9 protein-coding genes are annotated in these 13,639 nt (G+C 38.5%); 8 read left to right on the forward strand and 1 reads right to left on the reverse strand.

Annotation, left to right across the window (positions count from 1 at the left end; translation table 11 throughout):
• The first annotated feature begins 125 nt into the window (after positions 1-125).
• From ACFIM8_RS00835 to lpdA, 8 genes are all read left to right on the forward strand, one after another.
• On the forward strand, positions 126-671 hold the full coding sequence (locus tag ACFIM8_RS00835; RefSeq protein ID WP_375606082.1) for an AprI/Inh family metalloprotease inhibitor: 546 nt from the start codon (positions 126-128) through the stop codon (positions 669-671).
• A gap of 98 nt (positions 672-769) precedes the next feature.
• Positions 770-1,969, forward strand: a complete 1,200-nt coding sequence (gene zapE, locus ACFIM8_RS00840; protein ID WP_375614344.1) for a cell division protein ZapE — start codon at positions 770-772, stop codon at positions 1,967-1,969.
• Between the two features lie 288 nt (positions 1,970-2,257).
• Positions 2,258-3,220, forward strand: a complete 963-nt coding sequence (gene mdh, locus ACFIM8_RS00845; RefSeq protein ID WP_375614345.1) for a malate dehydrogenase — start codon at positions 2,258-2,260, stop codon at positions 3,218-3,220.
• 91 nt (positions 3,221-3,311) lie between these two features.
• Complete coding sequence (gene sucC / locus ACFIM8_RS00850; RefSeq protein WP_375606079.1) at positions 3,312-4,508, forward strand: ADP-forming succinate--CoA ligase subunit beta; 1,197 nt, start codon at positions 3,312-3,314, stop codon at positions 4,506-4,508.
• A gap of 3 nt (positions 4,509-4,511) precedes the next feature.
• Positions 4,512-5,414, forward strand: coding sequence for a succinate--CoA ligase subunit alpha (gene sucD / locus ACFIM8_RS00855; RefSeq protein WP_375614346.1), 903 nt, complete (start codon positions 4,512-4,514; stop codon positions 5,412-5,414).
• Between the two features lie 170 nt (positions 5,415-5,584).
• Positions 5,585-8,584, forward strand: a complete 3,000-nt coding sequence (locus tag ACFIM8_RS00860; RefSeq protein WP_375614347.1) for a 2-oxoglutarate dehydrogenase E1 component — start codon at positions 5,585-5,587, stop codon at positions 8,582-8,584.
• Positions 8,585-8,616: 32 nt separating this feature from the next.
• The gene (odhB, locus tag ACFIM8_RS00865) at positions 8,617-9,828 is read left to right on the forward strand and encodes a 2-oxoglutarate dehydrogenase complex dihydrolipoyllysine-residue succinyltransferase (RefSeq protein WP_375614348.1); all 1,212 of its coding nucleotides are present in this window, start codon (positions 8,617-8,619) and stop codon (positions 9,826-9,828) included.
• 31 nt (positions 9,829-9,859) lie between these two features.
• Positions 9,860-11,266: a dihydrolipoyl dehydrogenase gene (gene lpdA, locus ACFIM8_RS00870; RefSeq protein WP_375614349.1), complete on the forward strand. Its 1,407-nt coding sequence runs from the start codon at positions 9,860-9,862 to the stop codon at positions 11,264-11,266.
• 1,128 nt (positions 11,267-12,394) lie between these two features.
• Here the strand turns inward: lpdA and ACFIM8_RS00875 are convergent.
• A complete protein-coding gene (locus ACFIM8_RS00875; RefSeq protein WP_375606074.1) occupies positions 12,395-13,633 on the reverse strand; it encodes a saccharopine dehydrogenase NADP-binding domain-containing protein in 1,239 nt (412 codons plus the stop codon).
• Between the last annotated feature and the right edge of the window lie 6 nt (positions 13,634-13,639).

The following is a 13,639-nucleotide window of genomic DNA, read 5'->3' on the forward strand; positions in this document are numbered from 1 at the left end:
ATTTCATTTAAAATAAGTAATTTAAATCCTGTTTTTTTTCATTTGTTAATTTATCTTTGTAACTATAACAAATATTCACTTGATTTTTTATAAGCTTATTTATTGCTGTGGGAGAGAGTACAGACATGGCGTTTTCAAAAGTTTCGTTTTTCGTTGCACTATCAACTGTAATGTTTTTAGGGGGATGTTCAACAACACGGTTTGATGGTAATGACGATGGTAACGCATTAGAAGTTTTTTATCCATCTCAACAAATGACAATATTAGAAGCGTCTGATCTGTCGTCCACTTCTTCGTCGATATCTGAAGATGCAAACGCTCCGATGTATGAAAAAGGAGATTCTCAGAGCGATGGACGAATGGCTAGTCTCGAATTGCCAAGCAATGCCACTGATTTATTTCCTGCAAGTATTGCTGGGGTATGGAATCTTTCTATGGGAGGAAAAGTTTGCCGGATTGCAACTCCACAAACAAAGTTTGGACAAGGGTACCGTGCTGGTCCTTTACACTGTCCAGGAATTGCTTCCCAAGTGAGATCGTGGGCTGTTAAAGGAAAAAGATTATATTTTTATAATAACTCTGGACGTGTTATCCTCGTTTTTTATTCTTCAAATGTTGATCGTTTTGAGGGACGCACACTTGATGATCATCCCGTTATTTTAAGTCGTTAAATCATTTTTGACCGTTTATGAAAAAGTAAGTTATAGAAACAGATTCGTGAAAAAAATTTGTATTTTTCATTGAGAACGGTTTGAAAAAGGTTGTTTGGATGATTCTCGTTTCAACACGCTATAAGGAGTTGGTCTCTAAAGGAGAAGTTTGTTTTGATCCAGCTCAATTAGTTTTAACAGAGCATTTTGATCATTTATTAAAAAAAATTGAGGAACAAAATGTTTCTCGTCCTTGGTTTTTGGTATTTTTGTCTTTTTTAAAAAGAATACTTAAAAGGAAAAAACAAAATATTGCTCGTGTTGCAAAACAAGGGGCTGAAAATGGATCTTTTCAGGGGCTGTATATTTATGGTGAAGTAGGACGGGGCAAAACCATGCTGATGGATTTGTTCTTTTCTTGTTTGCCGAAAGGTCATAAAAAGCGCGCCCATTTTAATGACTTTATGGCTGATGTGCATGAGCGCATTAATTTGTATCGTCAAGCATCTGGGCATACAAAATCTAAACAGGATAATCCTATTTTAGCTGTTGCTGAAGATCTTGCACGAGAAACAAAGGTGCTTTGTTTTGATGAATTTAGTGTAACAGATATCGCTGATGCTATGGTGTTGGGGCGGCTTATTTCTGCTTTGTTTGATAAAGGAATTTTCTTTATTGCAACTTCAAATGTGGCGCCCGATAACCTTTATTATAACGGTTTAAATCGCGAACTCTTTTTGCCTTTTATTCAAGTTTTGAAAACATATGTTCGTGTTGTTAATCTTGATGCAAAAACAGATTATCGTCTTGAAAAATCAAATCTACAGCCCGTGTATGTAACACCTTTAGGGAAAAAAGCAGATGAATGCATGGATAAAGCATGGGCACTTGTATTGCAAGGAAATAAGGAGATATCTGATGAGTTTTCTATAAAAGGGCGCCTTATTCCTATTCCGCGTTTTGGTGCGGGATGTGCACGCTTTGATTATCGAGATTTGTGTGTACAGCCTTTGGCCGCGGCTGAGTATTTGGTATTAGGCGAGCGTTATCATACGATTTTTATCGATAATGTACCGGTTATGGATGATACATGTCGCAATGAAACAAAACGGTTTATTTTGCTCATTGATACTCTTTATGAGCGCCACATACGATTATTTATGTCTGCAGCAGCAGATGTGGAGCATTTGTATAAGGGGCATGCGCAGATCACGGAAACATTTGAGTTTCAAAGAACACAGTCACGTCTTTTTGAAATGCAAAGTCACGATTATTTGAAACTTTGGGAAGAACATTTTCTTTTGAAGAAGAAGCATTGATTATACTTTTACCTTTACGTAAACTGTAAAAATAATAACTCTTTGAAATTAAAGATATGCAATAATTCTGTTGTATTTTTTTTAAATTCACTTTATCGATACATCATGATAATTTTCTAATAGTTGTTTGTGCGGAGGGTTATTGTTTTTGTGAAGAGAGAAATTTGTAAATTTCATTGCTTTACTCCTTTTTATGATATTGTTTAAATATGGTTGAAGTCAAAAATATTCAGTATACGGACGCAAATGAGTGTGCGCTGGATTGTCTAAAAGTTAGGAAAAAATAAAATGGCACGAAAAAAAATAGCTCTCATTGGTTCAGGTATGATTGGTGGTACTTTGGCACATATTATTGGGCTTAAAGAGCTTGGTGATGTTATCTTATTTGATATTGCAGAAGGTGTACCACAGGGTAAAGCTCTTGATATTGCTGAGTCTTCACCTGTTGATGGTTTCGATGTTCATTTAAAAGGGGCAAATGCCTATGATGCAATTGAAGGTGCTGATGTTGTTATTGTAACAGCAGGGGTTGCACGGAAACCTGGTATGAGCCGTGATGATCTTTTGGGTGTTAATCTAAAAGTTATGGAACAAGTTGGTGCTGGAATTAAAAAATATGCACCTTCAGCTTTTGTTATTTGTGTTACAAATCCCCTTGATGTAATGGTATGGGCATTGCAGAAATTTTCAGCTCTTCCAGTGCATAAAGTGGTTGGTATGGCTGGTATTCTGGATTCAGCGCGTTTTCGTTACTTTTTATCTGAAGAACTTAAAGTCTCTGTCAAAGATGTGACAGCTTTTGTTTTAGGTGGGCATGGTGATTCAATGGTGCCTTTGGTGCGTTATTCAACAGTTGGTGGTATTTCTTTGCCTGATCTTGTTAAAATGGGTTGGACAACACAGGAAAGAATTGATCAAATTATTCAACGTACCCGTGATGGTGGTGCAGAGATTGTTAGTTTGTTAAAAACAGGTTCTGCTTATTATGCACCAGCAGCTTCTGCTGTTTCTATGGCTGAGGCCTACCTAAAGGATACTAAGCGTGTTATGCCTGTTGCAGCCTATCTTTCAGGGGAATATGGGGTTAATGATACCTATGTTGGGGTACCTGTTGTACTTGGTGCAGGTGGTGTTGAACGAGTCATTGAAATTGATCTTGATAAAGAAGAAAGAGGTGCTTTTGATTATTCAGTAAATGCGGTTAAAAAGCTTTGTGAAGCTTGTATTGCTCTTGTGCCTAGCCTCAAGTAAATTGAACAGGATTTTGTTCATTAAAATTAAAGTATTTAGAATATTATAACTTTAGGACTAATAATAATCCATAAAAGAAAAGGACAAATGCATGAATATCCATGAGTATCAGGCCAAACGTCTGCTTCATGAATATGGAGCACCAATTGCAAATGGTGTCGCTGTTTATTCTGTAGAGCAAGCTGAAAAATGGGCGGAAAAATTACCCGGATCTCTCTATGTGGTTAAAAGTCAGATACACGCTGGTGGTCGTGGTAAGGGTAAGTTTAAAGAACTTGGTCCTGATGCAAAGGGTGGTGTTCGGCTTGCAAAATCTGTTGAAGAAGTTGTTGCAAATGTTCAAGAAATGCTTGGAAAAACTTTGGTAACCAAACAAACTGGTCCAGAGGGTAAGCAGGTCAACCGCCTTTATATTGAAGATGGTGCCGATATTGAACGGGAGCTTTATCTTTCACTTTTGGTTGACCGTAGCGTTGGTCGAATTGCTTTTGTTGTTTCAACAGAAGGTGGAATGGATATTGAAACGGTTGCTGAAGAGACACCAGAAAAAATATTCACACTTCCCATTGATGCTGTAGAGGGTGTTACTTCTGCTGATAGTGCAAGACTTTGTGATGCGTTGGAACTACAAAGTAGTGCGCGAGAAGATGGTGAAAAGCTTTTTCCCATTCTCTATAAGGCATTTTGTGAAAAAGATATGAGCCTTTTAGAAATCAATCCGCTTATTGTGATGAAAGATGGTCACTTGCGCGTTCTTGATGCAAAAGTTTCTTTTGATAATAATGCTCTGTTTCGTCATCCAGATATTTTAGAATTGCGCGATCTTTCAGAAGAAGATCCAAAGGAAATAGAAGCATCAAAGCATGATCTTGCTTATGTTGCTCTTGAGGGTACGATTGGTTGCATGGTTAATGGTGCTGGGCTTGCTATGGCAACAATGGATATCATTAAGCTTTATGGAGCAGAGCCAGCGAATTTTTTGGATGTTGGTGGTGGAGCATCAAAAGAAAAAGTGACAGCTGCTTTTAAAATTATTACGGCCGATCCGAATGTTAAGGGCATTTTGGTTAACATTTTTGGTGGTATTATGCGTTGTGATGTCATTGCTGAAGGTGTGGTTGCTGCTGTTCGTGAGGTTGGTTTAAAGGTTCCCTTGGTTGTTCGTCTTGAAGGTACTAATGTTGAGCAAGGTAAAGCAATTATCAATGAGAGTGGTTTGAATGTTATTCCTGCTGATGATTTAGATGATGCTGCCCAAAAAATTGTTGCAGCCGTGAAGGGAGCTTAAGTTATGTCGATTCTTGTGAATAAAGAGACAAAAGTTCTCGTTCAAGGGCTTACAGGAAAAACAGGAACATTTCATACAGAACAGGCGCTTGCTTATCATGGTACGCAAATGGTTGGTGGCGTTAATCCTAAAAAGGGTGGAGAAACATGGGAAGGTTCAAAAGGCGAAACTCTTCCTATTTTTGCTAATGTTGCAGAAGCAAAAGAAAAAACAGGCGCGGATGCTTCTGTTATTTATGTTCCTCCTGCAGGGGCTGCGGCAGCTATTATAGAGGCTATTGAAGCTGAAATTCGTTTAATTATCTGTATTACGGAAGGTATTCCCGTTATGGATATGGTGAAAGTAAAGGCGCGATTAGAAAACTCAAAGTCGCGTCTTGTTGGTCCTAATTGTCCCGGTATTCTTACACCAAATGAATGTAAAATTGGTATTATGCCTGGTTCTATTTTTAGAAAAGGTTCTGTTGGCGTTGTCTCGAGGTCGGGAACTTTAACTTATGAAGCCGTTTTTCAAACGAGTCAGGAAGGTCTCGGACAAACAACTGCTATAGGGATTGGTGGCGATCCTGTTAAGGGTACTGAATTTATTGATGTGTTGGAAATGTTTTTAGCGGATGATGAAACCGAGTCTATTGTTATGATTGGTGAGATTGGTGGTTCTGCTGAAGAAGAAGCAGCACAGTTTCTGCAAGATGAAGCAAGAAAAGGTCGTAAAAAGCCAGTTGTTGGCTTTATTGCTGGCCGTACGGCTCCTCCAGGACGCACAATGGGACATGCTGGTGCTGTTATTTCTGGTGGTAAAGGTGGAGCAGAAGATAAAATTGCGGCAATGGAATCAGCAGGGATTCGTGTGTCTTCTTCGCCATCACAGATAGGTAAGACTTTGATGTCAGTTTTGAAAGGCTAAAAGAAAGTTTCACCTGAATAAGAAAAGGTTCTTAGATTCAGGTGAAAAAGCTTGAGTATAAATAAGGTAAAACTTTTTTGAATGTTCGATCACTGCTTGTTTGTAAGCATTTAAAGATCAAAAAGAGATATGAGATATAAGGAGACGGAATAAATGTTCCGGAGAAGTATATGGCAAGGCAGGACGAAATAAATAGCCTTTTTGCACAGACATCATTTCTTTATGGTGGGAATGCGGATTATATAGATCAACTTTATGCTCAATATGAAAAAGATCCTACCAGTGTTGATTCACAGTGGCGTGCTTTTTTTGAAGGACTTCATGATAACAAAGAAGATGTTCTTAAAAATGCTGAAGGAGCAACATGGCAGCGTGATCATTGGCCATTAAAAGCAGAGGGTGAATTGATTTCTGCTCTTGATGGTGATTGGTCTTCTCTTGAAAAATATTTTGGCGATAAATTAAAGGAAAAAGCAATAACAGGTGTTGCACAAAATGGAAAAACTTCCAGTGAACAAGATATTATTCGTGCAACACGTGATTCTGTTCATGCAATTATGATGATTCGTGCGTTTCGAGAACGGGGACATCTTCATGCACAACTTGACCCTCTTCAATTGGCCGAAAAACAAGAAGATTATAAAGAACTTTCTCCAGAAGCTTATGGTTTTACTCCAGCTGATTACGAGCGTCCCATTTTTATTGATAATGTTTTAGGGTTGGAATATGCAACTATTCCGCAAATGCTTGAGATTCTCAATCGTACCTATTGTTCAACAATCGGTGTGGAATATATGCATGTTTCTGATCCGGTTCAGAAAGTATGGCTTCAAGAACGCATTGAAGGGCGAGATAAAAAAAATTCTTTCACACAACAAGACAAGAAAGCTATTCTGAATAAGCTTATTCAGGCAGAGGGATTCGAACAGTTTTTAGACACTAAATATAAAGGTACAAAGCGTTTTGGACTCGATGGTGGTGAGGCGCTGATTCCCGCTCTTGAACAGATTATCAAATGTGGTAGTGCTTTGGGGGTTAGGGAAGTTATTTTAGGAATGGCACATCGTGGTCGTTTAAATGTTCTTTCACAAGTTCTTGCCAAACCGCATAGGGCTATTTTTCATGAATTCAAAGGGGGATCTTACAAGCCTGATGATGTGGAGGGATCCGGTGATGTCAAATATCATTTGGGAACTACCGCTGATCTGGACTTTGATGGTAAAAAAGTTCATTTATCGCTGTTGGCCAATCCATCTCATCTTGAGATTGTTGATCCGGTTGTTATGGGAAAAGCACGTGCTAAACAAGATCAACTTATGGGACCTGCGCATACTGATTTACTCCCATTAAGTGAGCGTTCAAAAGTGATGCCATTGCTTATTCATGGTGATGCTGCTTTTGCAGGACAAGGCGTTATCCAAGAAACTTTTGGTCTTTCAGGTCTTAAAGGTTATCGTGTTGCGGGCTCACTTCATGTTATTATCAATAACCAGATTGGTTTTACAACATCCCCACGTTTTTCACGTTCTTCGCCTTATCCATCAGATGTCGCAAAAATGATTGACGCACCAATTTTCCATGTGAATGGTGATGATCCTGAGGCAGTTGTTTTTGTTGCCAAAATAGCAACAGAGTTTCGCCAAATTTTTCATAAACCAGTGGTTATTGATATGTTTTGTTATCGCCGTTATGGGCATAATGAAGGTGATGAACCTTCCTTTACGCAGCCGCTTATGTATAAAGCAATACGTAATCATAAAACAACACTTCAACTTTATAGTGACCAATTGGTAGAAGAAGGAATGGTTACTTCAGAAGAGATTGAGCAACAAAAAAAATTATGGCGCGATAAGCTTGAAGGTGAACTTGAAGCAAGTGCTTCTTACAAACCTAATAAGGCTGATTGGCTTGATGGAAGCTGGACGGGACTCAAGGCTTTTAGTAGTTCTGATGAGCAGCATTCTAGAACAACTGGTGTTGAATTAAAAACTTTAAAGGAAATTGGTCAGAAAATTGTTGAAATTCCAGCAGATTTTCACGTTCACAAAACCATTCAACGTTTTTTAAATAATCGTGCTAAAATTTTTGAAACCGGTGAGGGTGTTGACTGGGCAACTGCTGAAGCTTTAGCTTTTGGTTCACTTTGTTTGGAAGGAGCACCGGTTCGTCTTTCCGGTGAAGATGTTGAGCGAGGAACTTTTTCACAACGTCATTCAGTTCTTTATGACCAAGAAAATGAGGCGCGTTATATTCCTTTGAATCATTTACAAAAGGGGCAAGCACTTTATGACGTTGTTAATTCTATGCTTTCTGAAGAAGCTGTTCTTGGTTTTGAATATGGATATTCTCTTGCTGAACCACGAGGATTAACACTTTGGGAAGCACAATTTGGTGATTTTTCTAATGGTGCACAGGTCATTTTTGATCAATTTATTTCATCCGCAGAGCGTAAGTGGCTTCGTATGTCTGGTCTTGTGTGTTTATTGCCTCATGGTTTTGAAGGGCAAGGGCCGGAGCATTCTTCTGCACGTTTAGAACGGTTTCTTCAACTTTGTGCGGAAGATAATATGCAGGTTGCTAATTGTACAACCCCTGCAAATTATTTTCATATTTTGCGTCGACAAATTAAGCGTGATTTCCGTAAGCCATTGATTTTGATGACACCGAAATCACTTTTACGTCATAAGCGAGCTGTTTCTCTTCTCAATGAAATGGGGCCAGAAACAAGTTTTTGTCGTGTGTTACTTGATGATGCAGAATGTCTCAAAGATTCTGTCATTAAGTTGCAAAAAGATAATAAGATTCGCCGTGTCGTTCTTTGTACTGGTAAGGTTTATTACGACCTTTATGAAGAACGTGAAAAAAAGGGTATTGATGATGTTTATCTCCTTCGTATTGAACAGCTTTATCCTTTCCCTGCAAAAGTTTTGGTGAATGTGTTGTCGCGCTTTTTGCAGGCGGAAGTTTTTTGGTGCCAAGAGGAACCAAAAAACATGGGGGCTTGGTCATTTATTGAGCCTTATTTGGAATGGGTTTTGACGCATATTAATGCGCAATATTCACGTGCTCGTTATGCAGGACGTCCTGCGAGTGCGTCACCGGCCTCTGGGTTAATGGTGAAACACCTTGAACAACTGGCTGCGTTTCTTAAAGACGCGTTAGGTTCTTAATTTATTACTACTCTGATGTATGGAAAAATATTATGACTACTGAAATTCGTGTTCCTACTTTGGGCGAATCGGTTACCGAAGCAACGGTTGGCAAATGGTTTAAAAAACTTGGCGAAGCTGTCGCTATGGATGAGCCTTTGGTTGAATTAGAAACTGATAAGGTAACCGTTGAAGTTCCTTCTCCTGTTGCTGGGAAATTATCTGAAATCATTGCAAAAGAAGGCGATACGGTTGAAGTAAATGCTCTTTTAGGAGTGGTGAAAGCTGGAGAAGCTGGTATCTCCCAATCACTTTCACCTTCTGCTACACTTGTTCCAGCGGCTTCATCTGAATCGGAGAAGCCTGCTTTGAGCAGTGCAATGCCTCCTTCTCCTTCAGCAGCAAAATTGATGGCTGAAAATAATGTTGCAAAAAGCGATATTTCAGGTTCTGGAAAACGTGGACAAATTCTTAAAGAAGATGTTCTTGGTGGATTAAAACAAAGTACAAATGCTCCTACACCCTCTTCTTCTGCGACGAGTTCTTCGGCAACTCCTGTCCAAGAAACACGTGAAGAGCGGGTTCGTATGACGAAATTGCGTCAAACAATTGCTCGCCGTCTTAAAGATGCACAAAATGTAGCAGCAATGTTAACCACATTTAATGAGGTTGATATGTCAGCGGTGATGGATTTGCGCAAGCGGTATAAGGATCTTTTTGAAAAGAAACATGGTGTTAAGCTTGGTTTTATGGGGTTTTTTACTAAGGCTGTTTGTCATGCATTAAAAGAACTTCCTGCTGTTAATGCAGAGATTGATGGGACAGATATTGTTTACAAAAACTATGTCAATGTTGGAATTGCTGTTGGAACGGATAAAGGACTTGTTGTTCCAGTGGTGCGAGATGCAGATAAAATGTCATTGGCAGAGATTGAAAAAGAGATTGGTCGTTTGGGGCGTCTTGCGCGTGATGGAAAATTAGCCGTTTCTGATATGCAGGGCGGAACTTTTACTATTACCAATGGTGGTGTGTATGGATCGTTGATGTCAACACCGATTTTGAATGCACCACAATCTGGTATTTTGGGAATGCATGCGATTAAAGAGCGAGCAATGGTTGTTGAGGGTCAAGTTGTGATCCGCCCCATGATGTATTTAGCGCTTTCTTATGATCACCGTATTGTGGATGGGCAAGAAGCTGTGACTTTCCTTGTGCGTGTTAAGGAAAGCTTAGAAGATCCGGAACGCCTTGTTCTTGATTTGTAAAATACAGTTTTCAGGATGAAAGGAGAAACGGATGTCTTATGATGTGGCTGTGATCGGAGCGGGTCCAGGTGGTTATGTAGCAGCAATAAAGGCGGCGCAACTGGGACTTAAAGTAGCAATTATTGAAAAGCGTACAACATTAGGAGGAACATGTCTCAACGTTGGTTGTATTCCTTCTAAAGCGTTGTTGCATGCTTCAGAAGTGTTTGCTGAAACCCAGCATGGTTTTGAAACGCTTGGTATTTCTATTGGTAAATCTAAGCTTAATCTTGAACAAATGATGGTTCATAAGAAAGCTGTGGTGACGGCCAATACGAGTGGTGTTTCTTTTTTGATGAAAAAAAATAAAGTTGATACTTTTTTTGGGACAGCCAAAATTTTGAGTGCGGGTCATGTGGAAGTTGTTGCCAGAGATGGTAATAAACAAACAATTGAAACAAAAAATATTATTATTGCTACCGGTTCAGAGAGTTCAGGCATTCCAGGAGTGAATGTTGAAATTGATGAAAAGACTATTGTTTCTTCTACGGGAGCTCTTTCACTTGAAAAAGTACCAACGCATATGATTGTCGTGGGTGCTGGTGTCATTGGTTCAGAACTTGGATCAGTTTGGAGCCGTTTAGGTGCTAAGGTGACCATTATTGAGTATCTTAATAAAGTTTTGGGCTCAATGGATGGTGAAGTTTCACGGCAATTTCAGAAGTTAATGGAAAAACAGGGGATTGAATATAAAACGGGTGCAAAGGTAACAGCTGTTACACAATCTGGCTCAACTGCTCAGGTGAGCTTTGAATCTGTCAAAGGTGGTGAATCTGAAACTTTAGAGGCTGATGTTGTGCTTATTGCTACTGGACGTTCTCCTTATACAGAGGGGCTTGGCTTGAGAGAAGCCGGTATTCAGTTAGATGAACGCGGATTTATTGCAATTGATGCTCATTGGCAGACGAATGTTCCAGGAATTTATGCGATTGGTGATGTTGTAAAAGGACCAATGCTAGCACATAAAGCAGAGGAAGAAGGCGTTGCTGTGGCAGAAATTTTGGCAGGTCAAAAAGGGCATGTTAATTTTGATGTTATTCCTAGTGTTGTTTATACACAGCCGGAAATTGCGAGTGTAGGAAGGACAGAAGAAGAGCTAAAAACTGCTGGCATTGAATATAATGTTGGCAAATTTCCTTTTATGGCCAATGGTCGTGCACGTGCAATGCAAAAGAGTGATGGGTTTGTTAAAATCCTTTCTGATAAAAAAACAGATCGGGTATTAGGGGGGCATATTCTTGGATTTGGTGCTGGTGAAATGATCCATGAAATTGCAGTTTTAATGGAATTTGGTGGTTCATCAGAAGATCTGGGACGTTGTTGCCATGCACATCCTACCTTATCAGAAGCTGTGCGTGAGGCAGCTTTGGCAACATTTGCTAAACCACTTCATATTTAAAAAGCTTTTAAAAAGTAAATTTTAAAAGGTACGGGGGGCAGAAAATATTTGTGAAGCATGCAACAACATTTTAAAACTTTAAAAAAGAATATAACCAATTGTATTGAAGTGTTCCGTTTGTTGTATGCTTTTCGATAATTACTGTTTTAGATATCTGTTGTGCAGTTTTGATTGATTATTCTGTTGTGCACTATCGTTTAGAGCGGTGGTGTTTAGTCTATGTAAAGTTTTATATATGGGGTAGTTTTTATACTGTTATAAAATATTTAAGATAGGATTCTGAGCCTATCTGCGTGCTTTGTGTTAAGAAAACATCTCTCAAAATGCCCAAATCTACTTCGCAATGGTGCTCGTGAATGGTATAGCTGTAAAGTTTCTCTTGAAATATATGAAATTCATTCAAACTGTTATAAGACCTATTGTGCACCATCATCTTTATGTTTAGTAAAAATACACGCTGACATTGATAATACACTTTTTCAGTTCTCAATATTGCTAAAGCTTTTTATTATTTGAGAGTTTTCATAAGAGAATTTTTATTCTGTTCTTTTATCATTTTACCTCACACGCTCGCTTTGTTTGTGATGCGCAGACAAAAGATTTTAATTGCTTCAATGTGAGAGAGTTTGTGATTAAGAGAATTTTACAGTATTCAGCGTTATGAATCAACATGTTATATATGATGATGAATCATATGAAAAGGGAAGCCAAGAGGAATTCATTCACCCGAAGAAATTGAATTGTTTAATGATTGGTATAGGTTAAGGATCTTTGTCATTTAAGATGAAGAAGGGAGGAATTGAATATTCTACAAAATACCGCTCTTCTTTAAAAGAGCGGTATTTTTATATCTTTTGTTTATGACACTATCTTTTTGATGATAATGACAAGTTATACAGTGTGATTAAATTAGTTTTTTCTTCTCTGTTTTTCTTGATCATTGCTCGCTATGTCTTAAAAAGATGCTATGTCTCTTCTTTACGGTTGTTAAGAAATCGCAATGTTGCCAAAACATAACGAATAGCTAAAATTTTTTTGAAAACCATAATTACACGAGAATATTAAGTTTGTTTTCATTGGGCAGTTTTATGATAACTTAAAAAATTAAGCATATGCTTTCTATAGGTATTAAAATTGTAATTTTTTATCCTCTTGTTGTTCTCTTATAAAAGTGGGAAGCCCCATATGATCAAGATATTTAAGGAAAGGGTGGGGTGGTAACTCTTCCACATTGACCATAGTTTTAACATCCCATTCACCTGTGGCAATAAGAAGAGCTGTTGCGGCTGCTGGTACGCCAGCCGTATAGGAAATGCCTTGTGCCCCAGTTTCATGAAAAGCTTGTTTGTGATCGGCTATATTATAGATAAAAATTTCTCTCGGTTTTCCATCTTTTTCGCCTTTAATAAGATCTCCAATACAGGTTTTTCCTGTGTAGTCTGGGGCGAGAGAGGAAGGGTCGGGTAAGACGGCCTTTACGACTTTCAAGGGAACGACTTCTTGTCCTTCTGCTGTCTTAATGGGCTGTTCAGATAAGAGACCAAGATTTTTTAGAACCGTAAAAACAGTGATATAACGATCACCAAATCCCATCCAGAAACGGACATTCTCTACATCAAGATTTTTGGAAAGTGAATGAATTTCATCATGTCCTGTCATATAGGCTTTTTGTTTTCCCACAACGGGAAGATCCCATTCATGGCTGACTTCAAACATTTTATTGGAAGTCCATTTTTTATTTTGCCACGACCATACTTGTCCTGTAAATTCACGGAAGTTAATTTCTGGATCAAAATTTGTAGCAAACCAACGTCCATGATTTCCGGCATTAATATCAATAATATCAATATCTGTGATTTTATCAAAATAATCATCGCGCGCTAATGCTGCATAAGCATTCACTACACCTGGGTCAAAACCTGCTCCTAAAATAGCGGTTATACCAGCTTTTTCACATTCTGGACGCCGAGGCCATTCATAATTTCCATACCAAGGAGGTGTTTCACAAATTTTCAATGGGTCTTCATGAATTGCGGTATCGATATAAGCGCATTTGGTTTCAATACAAGCTGAAAGAACAGACATATTAAGAAAAGCAGAACCAACATTAATGACAATTTCGCATTTGGTCTTTTGGATGAGCTTTATAGTTTCTTCTACATTCATGGCATTGAGCGAATGGCTTTTGAAAACACCTTGCTCTTTCATTGTGTTTTTTTCTTTAATAGAAGAAATGATGGCTTCACATTTTTTGAGTGTTCGTGAAGCAATATGAATTTCACCAAGAATATCATTGTTTTGAGCACATTTGTGTGCAACAACTTGTGCAACACCTCCAGCACCAATAATGAGAACATTTTTTTTCATTGTAGG

The organism is Bartonella sp. AC535YNZD (genome assembly GCF_042196625.1).
Classification (GTDB): Bacteria; Pseudomonadota; Alphaproteobacteria; order Rhizobiales; family Rhizobiaceae; genus Bartonella.

Excerpts from the sequence above, each read along its gene's own strand:
- odhB (WP_375614348.1), top strand. The coding sequence starts at position 8,617 with ATGACTACTGAAATTCGTGTTCCTACTTTGGGCGAATCGGTTACCGAA.
- ACFIM8_RS00860 (WP_375614347.1), top strand. The coding sequence starts at position 5,585 with ATGGCAAGGCAGGACGAAATAAATAGCCTTTTTGCACAGACATCATTT.
- zapE (WP_375614344.1), top strand. The coding sequence starts at position 770 with ATGATTCTCGTTTCAACACGCTATAAGGAGTTGGTCTCTAAAGGAGAA.
- ACFIM8_RS00875 (WP_375606074.1), bottom strand. The coding sequence starts at position 13,633 with ATGAAAAAAAATGTTCTCATTATTGGTGCTGGAGGTGTTGCACAAGTT.
- mdh (WP_375614345.1), top strand. The coding sequence starts at position 2,258 with ATGGCACGAAAAAAAATAGCTCTCATTGGTTCAGGTATGATTGGTGGT.
- sucC (WP_375606079.1), top strand. The coding sequence starts at position 3,312 with ATGAATATCCATGAGTATCAGGCCAAACGTCTGCTTCATGAATATGGA.
- sucD (WP_375614346.1), top strand. The coding sequence starts at position 4,512 with ATGTCGATTCTTGTGAATAAAGAGACAAAAGTTCTCGTTCAAGGGCTT.
- lpdA (WP_375614349.1), top strand. The coding sequence starts at position 9,860 with ATGTCTTATGATGTGGCTGTGATCGGAGCGGGTCCAGGTGGTTATGTA.
- ACFIM8_RS00835 (WP_375606082.1), top strand. The coding sequence starts at position 126 with ATGGCGTTTTCAAAAGTTTCGTTTTTCGTTGCACTATCAACTGTAATG.